Here is a 21,132-nt window from a genome sequence, read left to right on the forward strand (position 1 = left end):
CAAATTATATAAACATACTTCATTTGAACGTGGATTTTTAATGTTTTTAAAATGTTTTTCCTATTTAAATATCCGTTTTTACTTCTGATCGGCCTTTACTGTTTTGGCTCCATTTGGCAAAGCTTCTATATATGGAGCAACTTGTTCCCCTTTTAAAAAGATTGCCCTGTAGGATGGCATCGAAGTTTCTAACGTCCACAATAGCGTACCTTTTCTATTTGTTAAAATAACCATATGTCTTTTGGATGCACAGATGAGAAAATGATCCGAATCTAATAAATAAGCACTTCCCATTCTATCATTGTATATCGGCTGAGGCAATGTAAAATGTAGTTTAGTAGTTGCCACCTTTTTTAACGTATCTAAATTAAAAGCATAAACGCCAGATAATTTTTTCTTCAAACCATTATCGAACAGCATTAAATCGCCCTCAGTATTAATGTGTACTGCATGAGATTCACTAAATATCTCGCCCGTAGCTGTTTTAATGGTTCCGTTTTTTCCAAATTTCCAATACACTTCTCCAGTCTTCGAATCAACCTTCCAAATTTCACCTGTATTGTAAAAGGAGATTAAATAATTACCATCAACATCGAAATTTAAACTGTTTGCATGTACCCAATCTTTTCTTATTTTTAAGATATTTTTATCTTTCAATGGGTCTAGGTGATCAAATACGCTCCATTTCCAGACTACATTTCCTTTCTTATCCATAACCAATATCCCGTCTCCGCTTACGGTATCTTTTTTACTTCCACCCACCTTACTTAAATCGAACACCCTCTGATCTAAAACGAGCGTGACAATTTGTCCTCCACTATTTTTTAGGATTTCATGATGTACAGTTTGCTTAAAATCTCCTTGCCCTTTTTTTAGATGGAGGATTGTATCTCCCAGCATATTAATTTCTAAAATTTGGCTTCCATAACTTGTCGGTTCATCATTGCTTCCAAGAATGGAAAGCATGGTTTTGTCTTTTGTAAAATGAATCACTTTAAACCCAAAATCATCAACCGTGTGGTACCAACGCAATCTGCCCTTATAATCGGTAAGATAGGCAGCACCGGGCGAATAACGCTTATTTACTAAAATGTAGCCATTCTTGAAATTGTTGCCTAGTATTGCATCTGAAGAGAGGGCTGCCTTGAACTGATTTTTTAAAAACTCTGGTAAATCTTCTGATGTAAAAGCATATGTTTTACTGGTTTTATTAAGGTTTTCTTTGCCGAAATGAATGGCATAAAAATAATTCGTTTTAGGCTGAATATTGGTGAGTACAAAACGATGCGTGTCAGCTCTGCTAGAAATTTGAGACTTAAATCTTCTTGATGAATCGCCCTTTACCCAATACTCAACATAAGCATTGCTGGTGGCATTTGTAAAAATATTTAGCTCAATCTTTAAACGGTTATTGTTATGTAAACCAATTTTTATTTCTTTAATCGCTAAATCACTATCAACAGCACATGAAATTAAAAAACAGCAAAACACTAAAAATGTTAAAAAAAATTTCATCCTTTCTTAAGTTGTTGACTACTAAAAACATTAAAACTAAAAAGAATATACGGGGATCGTATATTCTTTTTAATTAATATATACAACGTGTTAATTTCTTCTTCCTGCATTAGTTAAGTTAGGATTAATACTTACCTGATTTGTTGGATAAGGAAAAAATTCATCTCGGGGCATAACAATTGAAGGCGATTTGTTTATTCTCCCCAAATATCCGTTAACAATTTGAGCGTATTTACCGGTTCGAATCAAATCTGCTCTGCGTTTTCCCTCATAGAAAAGCTCCCAACCACGTTCCTGTATAAGCGCATCTCTAAGCGAAGCTTGGTTAAAATTTGCCAATTGCAATTCGGTCGCATTCGAACGGCTTTTTACCCGATTTATTAAGTCTATTGATTCTTGAGTCGGTCCGCTAATTTCATTTAGGGCTTCAGCTCTGCTGAGCAATATATCTGCAAACCGCAGAATGTTTACGCTGTGGCCATCGTAATATGCATTAGAACCCTTTGGGTCTGCATATTTGCTAGTAGCAACATCTGGCATATAAAATTCGCCTTCCGGTGGCGCTGCTCCTAAAGTGGGCGCCTGTTTATGTACCAGATCGTCTACGCCTTTGTATTCTGCAAAAAACATCTTTTTTCTATCGTCATTGTTGGCAAAAGTGTTGTAAAAATCCCAAGTTACGGCATAGTATTGCCATCTGTCTGTAAGTACAGGATGATTTAGTGGCCCAAAGTGGTTAAGTAATTCTGTACCATTTACATTTGCATCACTCAAAACGGAAAAAATATTTTCGCTGCACCAGGTATTGGTTTCAGCAAATAAGCCAGCATAAGAAGGGAACAGACTGTAAATGTTTAAATCCATCACTTGTTTGCTATAATCGGCTGCCTTTTGCCATTTATGATCCCTTAAATAAAGCTTTGCAAGCATTCCCAAAGCTGCTCCCTTAGTAGCCCGTCCTACATCATTGCCGGGATAAATAGCATTGTTGGCATAGTTTAAAGGTAAATTGCTCGCGGCAAACTCTAATTCGCCTATCAAGAAAGTGTTCATATCTGCGAGTGAAGTTAATGGAGGTTGAGAAGTATAGTTTGGGTTTTCGAGGTCTTTTTCAGTCACCAGCACAACAGGACCCCAAAGATCTGTAAGATCCATATAGGCAATTGCTCGTAGAAATCTAATCTCCGCTAAAAATTTCGTTTTATCACCTTCCGCAATTTTAGTCATTGGCGATATATTTAATATGGCGGAGTTTGCATTAGAAATCAACTTATAAATTTGTCTCCAATCTTCTAAAATTAATCCGTTCGAAGAATTCCACTCTATGTTCGACAGCTGCCCTGGATCTCCACCTAAATCACAATGTCCCAAATCTGTGGCTAAATCTGTAAGTGCAAAGTGTCTAACTGTCCAATAATCATAATTGTCTCCCACGGCAGGGCCTTTTAATCGTGCATAAACAGAATTTACAGCTGCGATGGCATCTGCCTTAGTTACAAAAGCATTTTTTTCGGTTAAACTGCTGTAAACTACAGGATCTAAGCTTTTCTTGCAGGAGGAGATCACAAGGATCGAAGCTGTTAAGAAGGTAAATATTTTATAATTCTTCATCTTACTAAGTTGAAATGTTTTGAAAATTATTGCGATTAGTGAAAAGTAAGTTTAGCGCCGAATGTTATGGTCCTAAAAGCCGGGAAAGCATTAAAATCTATACCCCCACCAAAATTTGAACTCGAATGAGAATTCACTTCGGGATCTGTACCAGAATAATTGGTAATGGTAAATAAATTCTGTGCTTGTACATAAAGATTTAGCCCCTTAACTATTTTTGTAGCTTCGAATAAGGCGCTAGGTAAAGAATAACCTAAAGAAACACTTTTCAGTCTTACGTATGATGCATTTTCTACAAATCTAGAGTTTACGTACCCGCCGTAAGAACTTAAAAAATATCCTTCTCTTGGCACATCGGTATTTTCGTTTTTATTTACCACAAATCTATTCAAAGCATCTGCTCCGGTAGTTGATTCAAGTACCAACCGGTTCATATTATATAAATAGTAACCGAAAGCACCCTGAAAGAACACGTTAAGGTTAAACCCTTTATACTGGAAATCATTTGATAAACCGCTGCTAAATCGAGGCGTAGTATTGCCTAAAAAAGTCTGATCATCTGGTGTAATTTTTCCATCACCATCAACATCAACATATTTTGGATCGCCGGGCTTTGCGTTTGGTTGAGGAGCATAATTTTCTCCACTTTTAATTACGCCTGCATATAAATAACCTCTAATTTCGCCCAATTCGCGACCGGGCAATATTCTTGTAAATTCTCGTCCAGATACCGTACCACTTGGATTTGCAGTGTTTACTGGTATATTACTTACCGGCCCCAACGATATTACTTTTTGTTTGTTGTAGGAAATATTAAAACTAGACGTCCAATTAAACCCACCTTGATTGACGTTTACTGTATTTACACCTAACTCTAGCCCCTGATTCCTTAACGACCCTGCATTAACCAGTTGACTTGAAAACCCATAATAAGATCCGATAGGAATGTTCAAAAGTAAATCGGTGGTTTTTTTGTTGTAATAATCTAAGGAAATCGTTAAACGGTCGTTGAAAAAACCCATGTCTAGACCGGCATTTAATTGAGCAGTACTTTCCCATTTCAAATTAGAATTCGGCAAACTTTTAGGTTCCACACCTGCCTGCAAACCGCCGTCTGCATCTAGGGCGGTTCCATAACTACCAAAGGTTGACAAATATAAATAGTCAGCAATCCGATCATTACCGGTAACACCATAACTTAACCTAGCTTTTAGGTTTGAAAAAGTATTTAAATCTTTAATAAAACTTTCATCTGTAAATTTATAAGCCAAGGATCCGGACGGAAAATAACCTCTACGGAAATTCTGCCCAAATTTAGAAGACCCATCACCTCTAATGGTAAAAGCTGCCAATAACTTGTCTTTGAATGCGTAGTTTAACCTCCCAAAAAAAGAATTAAACGTAGTTGGCGTTTTATTGCTCCCGTAACCGTTAGACAAAGCGCCAGCAACTAAGTTATAATACAAAAATTGATCGGTAGAAAATCCTTTTGATCCGGCATTCAAAGATTCTGCAACATCTTTTTGTGCCGATGCCCCCGCCAATAAAGTAAAATCGTTGTCTTCTATCTTATACTTATATGTTAAATAATTTTCTAATAACCACCTAAAATTTGAGAAACTTTTAGAGGTAGCCAGTCCGCCGTTGGCAGCGCCTGCAACCAGTGTACGCGGAATATAGGTTCCTGCGTTGGTTTGGGAAAACTCACTTCCGGCACCTAAATGATAGGTAAGATTTTTAATCAGTTTGTAATCCAAACCAATATTTGCATTAATTAGTTTGTTTTCTGAATCATTGTTTGGTTCCAATAAATTGGCTAGGGCATTATTTTTGCCCTGGTAAACAAAATAACTTCCATCTGGATTAAATACCGGCAAATTTGGCTGTGCAGTCAACAGACTAAATAAAGGAGCTGTAATATCGCCAGAATATGATTGGAGTTTAGAAACGCCGCTGGCGCCATAAAAATTAGCATTTAAACGCAGTTTTTCGTTCAATTTTTTATCCACTCCGATTCTGCCCGTATACCTGGTAAAACCTGTATTTTTTAATATACCGACTTGGTTGATGTAGTTTCCCGAAACATATACTTTTGAATTTGCATCGCCACTACTTACACTCAAATTCATATTGTTTATTAAAGAATTTTGAGTGGCTGCTTGCAACCAATTTGTATTGGTTGGCGTAAAACTAACGGGAAATACAGGCGGTTTTCCGTCCTCTATTGCGGTCGCATTTTGTATATCAGTATACTGCTGACCATTTAGTAAAGCTGGCTTATAGGTTAAATACTGTTGGCCGGTAGAATAGTCAAAATCTACAGCAACCTTTCCAATCTTGCCCTTTTTTGTAGTAATTAAAACAACACCATTGCCACCTCTAGCGCCATAAATTGCGGCAGATGAAGCGTCTTTTAAAATTTGAATGTCTTCAATATCATTTGGATTAATGTCTGCTCCGTTATTTGTAATAAACCCATCTACCACATAAAGTGGGCTATTGCTGGTTTGGATAGAGTTACCGCCTCTAATTAAAATCTGTAGGCCGGCACCCGGAGCAAAACTGCTTTGCTGCACTTGTACACCCGCAGCTTTACCCTGTATCGCTTGACCTATATTTGAGGTTGTACCACCGAGATTTAATTCATCGCTTTTTATTGTACTAATAGAGGCAGAAATATCGCCGCGCCGTTGAGTTCCGTAACCAACCACCACTACATCATTTAAACTGTTTTTTTCTTCCTCTAAAGACACAGATAATTTGTTTGATGCGCCAACAGTTAAAGTTTGACTTTTATATCCGATTAAAGACACTGTAATAGATTTGTTTGCGCCCTGCAGCGTCAAACTAAAATTCCCGTCAGCACCTGTTACAGCGCCATTTTTTGTGCCTGTTTCCATAACAGAAGCTCCGATTGCAGGCAAGTTTTTTTCGTCTTTAATGGTTCCGCTTACTTTTGTCTGCGCGCTTGAACGCGTGGCTACAAAAAATAGTAAAAAGAAAAGCATTCCGCTAAGAAATAGCTTTTTCCAACAATATTTATACCTTGAATCTGTTGCAGAACAGCCAATGTGGGATTTGTAAAGTTTATTCATTTGAAAAATTTAAATATTGTTTATTAAGTATCCTATTCAATTGTTAAACAATGTTGTATGGTTTGAAAACACTGCATTTAACGATGAAAAAATAAGCTTGTGTTGAAGTAAAGAATTTATATACCTTGTTTATTGCTTAGTGATTAATATCCACTGTAAAGACTTAAAAAATTGAAAATCAATGAGTTTAATGGCTTCCGGCATAAATTTATATGCTGAAGTTGCGCTGTCTCTGCAGATTGGATCGATGTTCTTTTACAATTATATAAAGTGATTTCCATAGAAGAAATTTTCTCAGTTTGTGCAGAACGAAATTAACCAATATTAAAAAATAAATTTGTGCGATATTGACAAATGCTTGTCGTATCATAGCATTTAATTCCAGAATCTTAAAAGTCAATAGCCATAGATTTCCCATACTTTCTTCGAGGTTAAAAGTATAATTCTAAGCAGTTTATTCTAAAAAAATTACCTGCGCCATGAAGTGTTTTTTGAGCTTGAAAAACAAAAAATATTAGCTTCTGTAAGAAATTAAAACAATCACCATCACCCACTTTGCATTGTCGGGCAGGGTGACTAATATTTGAAAACAGGTTTTTTCTATCCAATTTCACGGCTTAGATGGAACTTCAAAATGGTCAATTTATCGAAAACCTTGAAAATTATGCATAATGGCCTCGTCTGACAAAATATTGTTCCAGATTTTGAGCTCGTCAATAGTGCCATTAAAAAATCCAATTTTATTCAGTGGAAAAAATAAAGTCTCCATTTTTCTAACCTTTGTTTTATTTGAATCATTGTATTGAATCCAATTGTCATAAAGTTTCTTTTGTAATTTTCCATTGACGTATAGACTAGTTCCTTTATTTGTTCCTGTAACTACAATATTTGTCCATATATTTTCAGGTACGGTATAATTAAAATCATAATCATAACCTTCCCTAGAGAACCCTAGCTTTCCGCTCTGGTTCTGTTTCAATTTAAAAGAAGCATTCTCAGATTTGAAGATTGTTATATCGCTGTTTGGATTGGCTTGGGGTCGAATCCAAAATGATATGGTGTAGTTATAGCCAATTTCTTTGATTGGCAATGTGACATAGCTTTTATTTCCAGAAAATACTATTGCGTTGCCGTTTATACCCTTAGTAAACTTGGTGTTGGTGTATTTTAATCGCTTATCTGCTTTATCAAAAGCAAATTTTGCAATTTGACCAGAGTCCTTTGTCCCGATTTTTCCCCTAATATTAGAAGCTGGTCCCTCGCCTATATTTGCCGCTTTTCCCTGAAATTCTTCAAAACCAAGGCCGGTATGGTTTCCTACCCACATTTTTTCAGATAACACTTGCATAGCGGGAAAAACGCGATCATGAACATCTTTTTCTGAAATACCGTTGCCTACAATATCATTCCAAACGGCAAAAGAACCTCCTAAAATAGTCGTATCTCCGGGCTGGAACTGAATATCGCCAATCATAGAAGGCGTCCATTTGTTATAAATATTTTTCACATCAAGATAATCATAATAATAACCCGCAGCCGGCACAATATACAACCATCCATCAGGCGTACTAATCTGATTGTACCCTAGTTTTTTCATCTCTGTTGGATTGGCATAACCATTATACCAAGTATTCATCGTCACATTTTTAACTTTTACCGGGGTAATTCCTGCTGCGTGTGTTAGTGCTCCCCATAATCTTACCTTTTTTCCAAAACCTTCAATATATTTGATCATATGGTCGGTGAACGCCCTAAAAATTTCCGCGTCTTTTTTTGCATATTCATCTGTGCCTATGTGGACTTCATCACCGATAAAAACAGGATTTTTGCCAGAAAGATATTCTTTAAACACATTTTCCATCACCGTAATGCTAAGCGGATTGTGAAGATCGAGGTGATCCATTCCATATGCTTCACTCCCAATTTCGGGAATGGTTTTTGTAAAAGCGAGTGCATGTGCCGGAGCGTCTATTTCTGGAATAATATGAACTGCGTAGGTTTTTGCTAATTGTTGTAAAGCGATGAAATCCTTTTTACTATAGGAGCCGTCATTTGCAGTTAAGCCTGGATAGGTAGTGTTTTCTAAGCGAAAGGCAGAATAAGTTTCGTTCCAATGATCATTAAAAAACTTTTTAAAGCCATTGTCATTTAAATGAACTTGAAAATCGTTCATTTTATAGTAAGACATAAATTTAACATAGTCTTGCAAGAATCTTAAACTAAAAAATTTGCGCCCAACATCCAATACAAATCCTCGTACTTTAAATTCCGGATAGTCTCTGGCAACCCCTTTAGGTATTGAAATATTCTGTTCTAGCAACTGTAGCAAAGTCCTTGTACCCCAAAATAACCCTTCATATTTTAAAGCACTAATTGTTATATAGCTGCTTGAATTAAAATAATAGCCCTCCTTTCCGATCGAGGAATCCTTTTCATTAAGTGTTAAAAATAAATCTCCCTTTTTTGGGTTTGCGGTGACTATTTTAATAACAAACCCAGTCTGTGCTTTCAAATCTTTTTGTAAAACGCCTGCAACTTTGTTTAAAGTTGATGAATGTAATTTGCTAATAACAATTCTTGAGGTCGGCAATAGTCTATAAGAACCCTCGGCGCCATGCCATTCTCGTAACGAGGGAATAACAAAGGGTTGAGCATTTATGCCCCTATTGCCAAATTTACCTTGCACAATAACTTCTCTGGAAAAATCAGTTTTAATGGTATCTGTTAGCTTGCTAATTAACTGAAAATATACGTTAACTTTAGTCGCGACGAGTGGCTTTGTGATCTTCCCTAAATGACTGACAATAGGTTTATGATCCGTTCCGACTAATTCCACGCGATATCCATCTGGACTAAGGGGAAAAGAAATTTCTGTATCACTAGCGTTCAATGCTTGGATTTCTGGTACTGATTTTACTAAATTGCTATCCGTTTGGGCAAAAAGAGGGCTATAAAAAGCAATCGACAAAATAATTAACCATGCTGTTCTTTTCATATTTACAATTGAGTTAAGCATTTATTGCTTAGCATTTTGCGGCTTACATTATTATAAATAGAAACTGTTCCGCTCATCTAAATTATTCCATTTTCCATCTGCAACTTTAAACTGGAGTTTAAGGGATTCTTGACTAACCTTACTTTTTAGCATATAAATTGTGATTGGATGATATCCTTCGGCGAGTACAATGCTTTTTTCGATCGTTTGCCCGGCATGATAATCAAAATCTGCATCAAGTAAATTTGCTTCATGCAGCTTAACAAAAGATTTTCCCTGTGTGGCAAGTTTAAAGGTATAAAGGCCTTTTTTTGATATTTTAATTAAGGCGGTATATCGCACCATACCGGGCTGCTTACTATTTATGGTAGACAATGATTTAACCACTCCAACCCGGTCGGGATTAATTGCATCTAACGAAGGAACATACTTAAAATCACCCTTAAAAAAAGACCATTTCAGCCCGTTTTTCAGATTTTTAGGTACATTTACTCCTGGTATAGGTGTTTCATCGTACGGACGCGGCGCTGCCAAATCTGCCATTCTAACCTGCAAAACTTTGGCTTGCATTTGACTCTGCATTTTGTGGAAATCTGCTTTTTTAGCAAGATTATTTATCTCTTTGGGATCTTTTACAACATTATAAATCTCAAATTTATCTTCGGCAGATTTTACGTCGTATCTCACCCCCACAAAATCGCCAAACCGAATCATTTGCATTTGATTCCGCTTTCTATTGGCGTGATTGGGTTCAAATTCATTAAAATTTGGGGTACTTCCCGACTCAAAATATTCTGTATAAACTAAACCTTTCTCTTGCTTTCCGATATTTGTGAGTGCGGGAAGCAGCGATATACCCGTAATTCTTGCTGGTATTGGGGTTTTAGCAATCGCCGCAAAAGTGGGCAGCCAATCCGAAAGCATTGACGGCATATTGACCGTTTTACCCGCAGCGATATGTGTTGGCCATACCACGAAAACCGGCATCCGCACACCTCCTTCCCAAACGTCACGTTTGATTCCATCGAAAGGGCCATAACTTTCAAAAAAAGTAGGTTTGTTTGGGACAAATGAAGGTGGTAAATAGGATTCTATTGAAGGTCCATTGTCAGAGCTAAAAACAACCACGGTATTTTTGTCGATCTTCAAATCTGATAATAATTTCCGGATATCGCCAACGGCATCATCCAAACGTCTAACTGCCGTTGCATATCTTTTATAAGTATCTGGCCAGGGTACCTTGGGCGTATTTGGTAATTTATCATCATCATAAGTAGCATTTTCATAATCTGGATGCACATAATGATCCACGGTTCCGGAAGCTGTATTGATCATTTCGCCTGGTTTTCCAAGCCACTGTAGGCCACCTGTTAAACCACCTCCATCGGGATATTTTTGAGTAGGCAATTCCAAAACTGCATGAGGAGCGTCATATGCCAAATACATAAAAAATGGCTTTTTATCCTTTTTATTTTTTTCAAAACCTGCAATGTAGTCTTTGGCTTTGGCAGTCCATAAATCTGTGGTATAACACTTTGCCAAACCTTTCGAAACCTCCGTATAATTGGCCCAAACTTCTTTTTTCCCTCTGTAAACACCCTCAACCGGATAATGCTCGTGGCCATCTGAGTGGCGCATGTAACCATAATAGGTATCAAATCCCCTTTTTAGTGGATGTGCAGGCCAATTTGGCTTCTGCTTTTCATCTACACCTTGTAAACCCCATTTGCCAATAGCAACAGTCGCGTAACCGTCACCTTTTAATACAGTGGCAATGTTGTGGTTATTTTCTAAAGCTTTATCAAACTGATTGTCTCTAACAGGTGCATTTCCTTGGTTGACTCCCGTTAATAAAGAAGCCCTAGAAGGCGCACAAACTGGTGCATTTGCATATTGCTGCGTTAAAATGGCGCCAGATTTAGCCATCTCATCCAAATGCGGAGAAGATAAAGCAGGCAGGTTTTTGTTTTTTTGATTTTGAAACAATACGCCAACATCACCATACCCCAAATCATCAACCAAAATGTAAATGATATTGGGTTTTTGCTGCGCCTCCACATCCGTATTAGCAGAAAGAAGACACGCGATAGAAAAGCTAAACACGAAGAAGAGACTTCTATAATTTTCCATATTTCAAATAAAAGAGACTATTTTAATCGAATAGTTGCCTCAATTTTTTGTTTTTTCTCGATTTGTTGATGTTAGCTACTTGCTGATAAGTGCCGAGCCTTTGCCAAATTTGTAATGTCTTACGTTACGCTCGATTTACATGCCTTTTTCTGGTTTTAAGTTTTGCAAAATTGGTGTCTCTAGGCTGGTAATTGTTCTATGGATTTTTTCGTTCTTCTGTTCGAAAACCTCAATCTCGTTCTTGCCTATTTTTAGCCAGCAGCCAGGAACATATAAGGTTTGTTGCGGACCAACACTCCAATATCTACCTATGTTAATTCCATTGATAAATACAATTCCTTTACCCCAATCGCTCATGTCTAAAAAAGTGTCGCCGGTTTTAGTCAATTGAAAAGCGCCTTTGTAAATGGAAGGACGATCGATTTCGGCTTTTGATTTTCCAGCGGTTAATTTAGGCGCAACGTCCATTGGTAATTTATACATTTCCCAATTTCCCGTAATTTTTTGCCCGTTTACAATTACGGGAGAGATAATGCCTTTTTTACTCTCTACTATTTTAGCTCCATAATTTATTCGCCCCATATTCTCTACCAAAATATCTAAAGTGGCGTTAAAAGGAATATCAATATCACAGTCGTATTTTTTATAATAGCTGTTCAATTCTGCAACCTTTGTTCCATTTACGTAAACAATTGCGTAATCTCTAAGGCCGGCAAGCTCTAATTTACCACTTATGGACTGTTTGAACTTACGGCTATACCAAACATAACCGTGTCCTTGATTTAAATCTTCGAAAGACAAAGGCTGATTGCTGGTTATCGGAACAATATTACTTCTAACTTCTTCTAAATCAATAGATTCGCTGAGTTTTATTTCTGGAAACTTAATAACCGGGATTCTTGGAGGAACCGCGGGTGTTGTTTGGTTTTTCAATAAATCTCTTAATGCGTTATACTTTTCGGTCGGCCAACCAGCTTCGCTTATGGGTGCATCGTAATCATAACTCGTCAAATCAGGCTGAATGTTGTGTTTGTTGTCATAGTTAGCACCAGATGTAAAACCAAAACTTGTGCCGCCATGAATCATATAGTAATTGAAGGAAACGCCCGCATCTAAGTATTTTTTTGTTTGATCAACAACGCTTTGAGTAGAAACCAATGGAAAAGGCTCAGCCCAATGGTCTAACCAACCTGGGTAAAATTCTGCAACCATATAAGGACCTTTATTATCGTGGTATTTATCAACTACTTGTTTAAGTTTGTCTACATCGTCTTCTCCATTCGCCATTGGCAAAGCGCCCGGCAAAGCGCCACCGTCAAATAACCAACTGCCGTCAGAAGTAAAAAATGGAACGTTAAAACCCACGTCTTTTAGTTGTTGGAATACTGCGGCGCTGTACTTTTTATGGTCTTCTAGTGGGATATCTTTTCGCTGGGCTACGTAGCTCCCAAATTCATTTTCGCCCTGAACCATTACTATAGGACCACCATTTGTGACCAGTAAATTTTTAATCTGCCCATAAAGCGCTGTAAAATAAGCTTTGGTCGCTGCCAAATATTGTGGGTTATCGGTACGAATAACCATGCCCGGCACTTTAGCCAAAAACCAAGGATAACCCCCAAATTCCCATTCGGCGCACACATACGGCCCGGGTCTGAGAATTACAAAAAGTCCTTCTTCTTGCGCAATTTTAATGTATTCTGCAATGTCTCTATTGCCTGTTTTAAAATCCCAGACGCCAGGTGCAACTTCGTGATAATTCCAAAATACACAAGTTGCCACAGCATTTAATCCCATGGCTTTCATCATTTTTAGTCGCTGGCGCCAATATGGCTGAGGAACTCGCGCATAGTGCATTTCTCCACTATGTATCTGAATCGGTTTTCCGTCTAAAAGAAAAGCCCCATCAGCAATTACAAACGTGTGTGAGGAGTTCTCATTTTTAGATTGCGCTTCTATTTTTGCAGAGAAGCAAGTAAATAACAATATCAACACTATGCTTATTTTCATTCTTATTTTTTTAAAAGCCATCTATTTAACCTTTTTGTTTTTCAATGATGCATCAAAAGTATAATATTAGTAGATGCTTCTTTAAATAATTTTCTTTAATACGCTACTTTATAATCCTTTTTTAACGGGGCTCCGGTCCATGCCTTTACGCTTGTCCACGGAGCTGGAGGATCTATCCAGAAGTTATTATCAGCAGGCAAACCAAGTGTTAAAAAAGATAAAGTTGCCATATACAGGCTTCCGGTAGAAGTGTAATAATCTGCAACTTCTGGTTGATGCCCGTTAAAACCCAACACCAACCAACCTCCTTTATCAAAATTTTGATCACCGTCATACATATTATGCATTACCTTGGTTAGCGCGCAGCGCACTTGTGCAGGTTTTATGTATTCAGGCAGCTTTTCCATTAAGGCAGTTTGGGCCAACGCTTGAAATGCAGCAGTACGATAAGTTATTGAACGACCATCTGCAGGATAAGTCCCTTCGGGCGAAATAACGCGCTCTAAATACTCAGAATATCGAACCATCCTATTAACGTTCAAATCAAAATCTGCATGAGCGAGCCGTTTATGATCTAAAAGTACTTTTGATAAAGCAACCAGCATCGGATGTATAACATATGAGTTATAATAATCCATACTAAACTTAGCCCCATCGCTATACCAGCCATCGCCAACATACCATTCTTTCATTTTGTTAATGGCAAACTGAATTCTTGCCGGATCATATTGTTCGCCGATGCTCATTAGGAAGCCCTCGTTTAAACCTGCAAAAAGCAACCAATTATTGTAGGCACCACTACGGTTCCTTAACGATTTAAATGCTTCCACGAAGCGCCTTTTAGTCGCATCATCCAAAGGCTCCCACAACGCTTTTGGCGCCCGTAAAAATGCAAGCGCAACGTAAGCTGCATCGACAATTGGCTGGCTCTCGCTGCCCCAACTTATATAATCTGGACTTGCCGGATTAACCGAATTTGCAAAACCTTTTAACAATTCTAGACGCATTGTTTTGCGCATTTTGCCTTCCTTTGTCTCCTCATCTGGTAAAGCCAACCAAGGTGCAACACCAGCAACGGTTCTACCCATCGCCTCTAAATAAGTTACCTTCCTTAAATTTAAAGCATAATCTGGATTATGTTCTAAAGGCATGTTTTTCTTTAAGGTTCCGTTGGCAAGATTATGTATGACCGGATAAGCGATTTTATACAAACTTTTAACCCAGAATGCTCGATCTTCTAAACCTGTTGTTGCTTTTCTATTCTGTGCATTGGCCATGTAGAAGAACATCAACATAACAGCAAGTAATTTGTATTTCATTTGATGTGATTGAAAGTAAACAATGGTAACTTATAAAATTCTATTTCCTTCCCGAGGCAAATGCAAATTCTGCCATAGGGCCAGACATTACATTTGATTTAAAAGCTCGAACTTGAAGAATCTGCTTATACTTTATGATTTTATAAGACAGGGATTCTCAAGTAAAATGACCTTCGTAAATACAATGTTGGCAATGGTCTAATTTTAAATCGCTAAAAACCCAAGTCTATAGATACTAATCAGATTTGGACTGTTTGACTAAACGCCAACTTAAAAATGTATTCTCCACATCATATCCTTTGGGTTTGATAAACCGTGAGCAACCTTGAAGCAAAAAACTTTATTTAAGTAGAAATTCTGATTCAAGTTAAAATAGGGTCAACCTTCGCAGCGCAAGGTATCGTTGAATAGCCGTATTGTGTGCAAGTATGTTAGCGATTCGTTGTCGTATTATAGCAACATTTCCCCCAGACCTACTGAATTAGGCTGTTTGATTATAAAAAAAATTAAGCGCCAATTATATTTAAAATGGCAAAAAGCGACGGTGAGTGCGCTAAAGTGCTATTGAAAGTGGATAGGGAACTTTCTATTACTGGCAGATGTAAATTGTTGCCGTATCAGGAACAGCAAAAAGTCAATGTAGCGTTTTTCAAAATTGAGAACCATAAAATGGCGGTTAAAATTATTATATATTTTCGATAAGGAAAAGAAAGTCTGGTAAGAATTGCACTTGAAACGTTTTGGAACTGTCGAGAAACCGATTCATTTTTAACTTATTAACTAGCTCAAAGATGGTTTAGGTTCGATTTGAAAAGTTCGTTGGATTATAAATTTTAAAGACATATTTAAAAAGAATGAATTAAAAATTCTCCCCATGATGGCGTAAATGAGAATCCACACGACCACAGGGAGAAAATTATTTTTTTCTATAACATATCGCTTTTCTTAAACCTGATTAAATATATCGGTTTATCAGATTCTCTAAGTATTCTTGTCTACCGCTTGTTTTTGCAGGTTCGCCATTGCTTGCTGCATAGTTGCGTAAATCTTCTAAAGACAACTTGCCATTTTCAAAATCGCTACCTGCACCACTATCAAAAGAAGCGTAGCGGTCTGCTCTTACCTTTCTGTAATCAGACTTTTTCAAGATATCATTTGCAATGATTAGCGCTCTGGCAAATACATCCATTCCTCCAACGTGTGCATAAAAAAGATCTGCAGGGTCGGTAGAGTTACGTCTTATCTTGGCATCAAAATTTATCCCGCCGCCTGCAAAACCGCCTGCCTCTAAAATAATAAGCATATATTCTGCAACCTCCATCACATCGTTCGGGAATTGATCAGTGTCCCAACCGTTCTGCATATCGCCTCGATTCGCGTCCATCGAGCCCAACAATCCATTGTCTACCGCAACCTGCAATTCGTGCGCAAAAGTATGGCCCGCAAGTGTGGCGTGGTTTACTTCTAAATTGAGCTTAAAATCCCCTAAAAGATCATATTTCTGCAAAAAACCGCAAACAGTAGCCGCGTCGTAGTCATACTGATGTTTGGTTGGCTCGCATGGTTTTGGTTCGATGAAAAAAGTACCTTTAAAGCCTTGTTTGCGTGCATAATCTTTAGCCGAATGCAAAAACTTAGCAAGATGTTCTTGCTCGCGTTTCATATCCGTGTTTAATAAACTCATATAGCCTTCTCTGCCACCCCAGAAAACATAATTTTCGCCGCCAAGGGCAATTGTTGCATCAATAGCTGCTTTTACCTGGGCTCCGGCATGTGCCAATACCTTAAAATCAGGATTTGTAGATGCGCCATTCATATAACGGCTATGGCTAAACACATTTGCCGTGCCCCATAGCAACTTTACGCCACTTTCCGCTTGCTTCTGCTTGGCATAGTCTACTAGGGTTTGCAATCTCTTTTCATTGCTTGCTACGTCGTTGGTGTAATCCACCACATCAATGTCGTGGAAGCAGTAATATGGCAAACTCATTTTGGTAATGAACTCAAATGCGGCATCCATTTTGTCCTTCGCACGCGCTATTGCGTCTGCTTTTGCATCCCATGGAAAAACATGCGTAGCGCCGCCAAAGGGATCCGCGCCGTTTCCATTAAACGAATGCCAGTAAGAGCATGCAAACCTCAAGTGTTCTTTCATTGTTTTACCCGCAACAACCTTTTCGGCATCATACCAACGAAATGCGAGTGGATTGTCTGATTCCCGACCTTCATATTTGACCTGACCTACTCCGTTAAAAAATTCTTTTTCTCCTGTTACTATCGACATAATTATTATTTTTTGTTAGCTATTTGACGTATTTTTTATTTCCTGTTCTAGCAAAGCTTTCCAACTTTGGTAAATCGGTTCAAAGCTTGGGGCTTCCTGTGGGTGTATTTTCTCGATGACTGTTGTATGTGCAAAAGCTTCCTCATCAGAAAACAATTTGGCACCGATTCCCGCTCCAATAGCAGCACCAATACTGCCGTCGTTATTGTAAAGTTCGACCGGTACCCCTGTTGCATTTACAAAAGATTCTGCAAACAGTTCGCTCAAGAACATATTTGATTTTCCTGCTCGGATAACGACGGGATTCATGCCGTTGCCGCGCATAATATCTAAACCATAGCGAAATGCACATGCGATACCTTCTTGAGCGGCACGATAAATATGTGCTGGCGTATGCAGGTTTAGATCGATGTTTGATAGCTGAGCGCCTACGCTTTTATTTTCAAGCATCCGCTCGGCACCGTTTCCAAATGGCAGGATACGCAGGCCATCACAACCCATAGGTGCCTTCTTCGCTTCAACATTCATTTCTTCATAGCTTAAATGCGGAGCAAAAGAATTCTTTATCCATCGATATAGGCTTCCCGTGCCATTGATGCAGAGCAGAACGCCCAATCTTTTTTCAGCGGTGGTAAAATTAACGTGTGCAAAAGTATTTACCCGCGATTTTGGATCGTATGCAAGTTTATCGCTTACGCCGTAGATGACGCCAGAAGTACCTGCCGTAGCTGCAACCTCCTTGGGTTTCAATACGTTGAGCGAAAGCGCATTATTTGGCTGATCACCCGCTTTATAGCTCACAGGAATTCCTTTTTTTAAGTTTAACAATAATGCAATATCCTCCCTGACTATACCGTGCTGAGAGAAAACCGGTTCTATTGCCGGAAAAAGCGATTCATCGAAACCAAAATAATTAATTATATCTTTTGAAAGTCCACTAGTTTTAAAATCGAAAAAAATACCTTCCGAAAGTGCTGAAGCAGATGTGGTTACTTTGCCTGTTAACTTCATGGCAATGTAATCTCCGGGTAGCATTATTTTATCGATCTCTTTATAAATGTCGGGCTCATTTTCCTTTACCCAAGCCAGTTTGGAAGCCGTAAAGTTACCCGGCGAGTTGAGCAGATGCGATAGACAAGTTTCCTTTCCAATCTCTTCAAAAGCCCTGTTTCCAATTTCTACAGCACGGCTATCACACCAGATAATGCTATTCCGCAGCAATTTCTTGTTTTTGTCTACCAAAACAAGGCCATGCATCTGGTATGCTATGCCAATCGCTGAGATATCTGTAGGATTGTAACCAGCCTTGTTATGGCACAAAGCTATAGCCTCACACGTTTGTTCCCACCACATCTCTGGCGACTGCTCTGCCCAACCAGTTTGCAATGATATAATGGGCGATTCTTTTTCTGGGTATTGCGCAGAGGCAATTACTCTTTGGTCGCTAACGTTTAAAACGCTGACTTTTACAGATGAGGTACCTATGTCTATTCCTAACAACAACATATTAAATAATTGCTTTAATTCAACTTCTCGAAACAAACTTAAAAATTAAATTTATTAAAATGCAATCGATTGCGTAAATTCTTAACTTCTATTTAATTTGCTAAAAAAAATAACCAGCCTTTTGAAATACCCTTATTACTCATTTGGTTAAGTACAAACGATTATTTTCCTACTGTGGGATGCAACCAGACTGGGCGCGTAATTAAATTTAGTTGAGTAACTTCTGACTAGTATGAGCTCAAAATCATCATTGTAAAAAATCATTCATGCGATAAATCATAGGATACTTTAAAGCTTCTGCGCTGCAGCAATGCTGGAAGGATAAAAAGGAATTAATATTTTTGTCTTGAGTAAAATAAATTCCTAGTTGCGGCTTTTTTCTTTGAATTCATAATTTGATGCTTTCAAGCAAACCAAAAAGCCTGTAATTGATTAATTTACAGGCTTTTACCCTTTTGATGCGGAATGGACGGGACCCCAACCATCCCTGTTAAATATCTATTTAACAATAAGTTACAACTTACAAAAATATATGCGCTCTAAATGCACACCAATAAATCCCATCAAAGAACAACAATTCTAAATTCAAATATAGAGATAATCTAGGAATATTTTTCTCAAATCCACCCACAATCTGCTTAGGGAGGAACGGTGTAACCGATATGTTGTAATGATATCAGACCCATTGCACAATTCTTTATCCCGTCCTCGTTTCCCGTATAATGCACCTCCTACTCTACCGAAAAAATATATTCCCCTTCTCGTTAATTTCGCCACTCATTGCATAAAGTCTTTCGATTAATTTTTGGGCATCTGGAGACTTTTCCCCAAGGCAAATTGGCGTTCCAACGGTGAGTACGTCAGCATTTAATATCCTCTTGAAAAAGCAGGTTACACATCTATTTTCCACCCATATTTTTTCATATCTGGATATATTCCAGTAGCCAAATCATGATCGATAAAACGAATCTCATCAACCTTACCTTTTTCGTTAAGCATAATTGATTTAGAAACTTGCATCAACATGTCAGTGTGACTAGTCTCTGTGCCTTTCTCCAAAGTACAGTTAATGTAACTCGCACTTGAATCACTAAAATTCAAATTTTTCTTGTTTATCAGATAAATTTGCAACTTCTAGCATACATTGCGAGTCCTAAACATTAAAAATTCGTTCGATTTTTAAGTATCTTTCACTCTGATCCATTATGACTACAATAAAAAACAAGATACCCCGGTTTATGTGGGATATCCTGTTAAAAACAATCAAAAAGCACTATGAAGATAAATTATTGAATATCGTAACCAACCAGTCCTAAAAAATTATATTTCCCTGCAACGCCGGCACCGTCTGCAGTTGTGGCAAGAATATACTGTTTTTTATAGGTAAAGTTGCTGCCATTGATGTCAAACTTGTTTACAGAAAAGGATTGGAGCGCCCCTGTATTATACAAATATTTGTTATCGGGCGACACCCAAACTTCTTTAGAATCACCGCCTTTAGGAGCAAGATCTCCCCTAACTTGAGTAGAGGCATAATTCAAAGTCGTGCCATTTACGTTAAATGCTGAGACAAGACTTGTTTGAAAACTAGATACGTAAAGTTTGTCGCCTGCCGGATTCAATACCGTCCAGCAAGATTCATTGATCGCTAGGGCGGGCGTTGCACTAAAGTTTGCAGTTTTCGTAACGGATGAGCCACCATCTGTCAAAACGGTAACACTGTTATCCATTTTGGATGGAATGAGGTTAAAGTTTGAGACGAACAATTTAGAATTGCTGTTTTTTGCCCAACTAAAACCTATGGTGCCGGCAATACCTGCTTCTTCAAAATATCTACCATTGCTTACGTTACCGTTTGCAAAATCATAAATATATACGCGGCTCGCATGCTGTTCGGCTAATGAAGTAACTTTGGTGTCAAAATGTGCGATGCCCCATGTAGATACAGCCAGTTTAGTGCCATCATTACTAAAACTCACAGTAGTTGGACCGCCATTCTCACGTACATATTTATCCAATTGCTTTATACTGGCAAGTGTGCCGGTACTGGTGTTAAATGTGAAGAGCTGGATGTTTCTTTCGTTATCAGTTGCATCCGGCAATTTAAGGTCTTGCATGTAAAACGCGTCGTTGGGATAGCGTTCTATCGCCGCCCCGTCTTTTTGAACGTTTGGATTGTTCCATTGGTTACCCACAACCAACCAGTACTCATCTGCACTGCCATTTTTCTTCGTATAGCTAATGCTTACCGGTCTCGTACCGCCAGAGGGAACTTTGTTTTTATAAGTTAAATCGCCTGTTTTTTTATTCAATCCGAAGACCGAAACATCTTTACCGCCCGCGTTCACCGCCAGTAAATAGTTGCCTATTATTTGTACACCACCTTGGGCATCAAAATCGCCATGGGCATCGCCACCAGCGGCTACGTTTGCCCCACCTAGACTATTGGTGCTGAAAGCTTTTTCGTCGCTAAGGGTTCCATCTGTATGGCGAGAAAATCTAACCACCTGGTTGGTGGTTTCTCCGTTCGTACTGGTATAAAGGAAACCTACAACATCGCCGTTAGTGCCTTGTTGGTAATAATCTTTTTTGCAACTGCTCACTAAGAGCATCCAGCTTACTGCCACTGTACATAGTAGGGTAAACTTACTTTTTAACGTAGTCATA

General features: G+C 38.2%; 10 protein-coding genes. All 10 read right to left on the reverse strand.

All coding sequences use genetic code 11. The features are described 5' to 3' along the window. Positions 1–78 precede the first annotated feature (78 nt). The gene (locus ACVWYG_RS06940; RefSeq protein ID WP_457269446.1) at positions 79–1,515 is read right to left on the reverse strand and encodes an aryl-sulfate sulfotransferase; all 1,437 of its coding nucleotides are present in this window, start codon (positions 1,513–1,515) and stop codon (positions 79–81) included. Between the two features lie 90 nt (positions 1,516–1,605). Further along, positions 1,606–3,126 (reverse strand): RagB/SusD family nutrient uptake outer membrane protein, encoded by a 1,521-nt coding sequence (locus tag ACVWYG_RS06945; protein ID WP_457269447.1) that lies wholly within the window; start codon positions 3,124–3,126, stop codon positions 1,606–1,608. A gap of 35 nt (positions 3,127–3,161) precedes the next feature. Next, complete coding sequence (locus tag ACVWYG_RS06950) at positions 3,162–6,221, reverse strand: SusC/RagA family TonB-linked outer membrane protein (RefSeq protein WP_457269448.1); 3,060 nt, start codon at positions 6,219–6,221, stop codon at positions 3,162–3,164. A gap of 643 nt (positions 6,222–6,864) precedes the next feature. After that, positions 6,865–9,216: a family 20 glycosylhydrolase gene (locus tag ACVWYG_RS06955; RefSeq protein ID WP_457269449.1), complete on the reverse strand. Its 2,352-nt coding sequence runs from the start codon at positions 9,214–9,216 to the stop codon at positions 6,865–6,867. Positions 9,217–9,267: 51 nt separating this feature from the next. Then, entirely contained in the window at positions 9,268–11,346 is a 2,079-nt protein-coding gene (locus ACVWYG_RS06960; protein WP_457269450.1) for a sulfatase-like hydrolase/transferase, read from the reverse strand. Positions 11,347–11,481: 135 nt separating this feature from the next. Further along, on the reverse strand, positions 11,482–13,356 hold the full coding sequence (locus ACVWYG_RS06965) for a glycoside hydrolase family 35 protein (RefSeq protein ID WP_457269451.1): 1,875 nt from the start codon (positions 13,354–13,356) through the stop codon (positions 11,482–11,484). A 95-nt stretch (positions 13,357–13,451) separates the two neighbouring features. Next, the gene (locus ACVWYG_RS06970) at positions 13,452–14,675 is read right to left on the reverse strand and encodes a DUF2264 domain-containing protein (RefSeq protein ID WP_457269452.1); all 1,224 of its coding nucleotides are present in this window, start codon (positions 14,673–14,675) and stop codon (positions 13,452–13,454) included. A 955-nt stretch (positions 14,676–15,630) separates the two neighbouring features. Further along, on the reverse strand, positions 15,631–16,959 hold the full coding sequence (xylA, locus tag ACVWYG_RS06975) for a xylose isomerase (protein ID WP_457269453.1): 1,329 nt from the start codon (positions 16,957–16,959) through the stop codon (positions 15,631–15,633). 15 nt (positions 16,960–16,974) lie between these two features. Further along, entirely contained in the window at positions 16,975–18,465 is a 1,491-nt protein-coding gene (locus ACVWYG_RS06980; RefSeq protein ID WP_457269454.1) for a xylulokinase, read from the reverse strand. Positions 18,466–19,751: 1,286 nt separating this feature from the next. Then, the gene (locus ACVWYG_RS06985; protein ID WP_457269456.1) at positions 19,752–21,131 is read right to left on the reverse strand and encodes a hypothetical protein; all 1,380 of its coding nucleotides are present in this window, start codon (positions 21,129–21,131) and stop codon (positions 19,752–19,754) included. Position 21,132 lies beyond the last annotated feature (1 nt).

The organism is Pedobacter sp. UYEF25 (assembly GCF_054061655.1).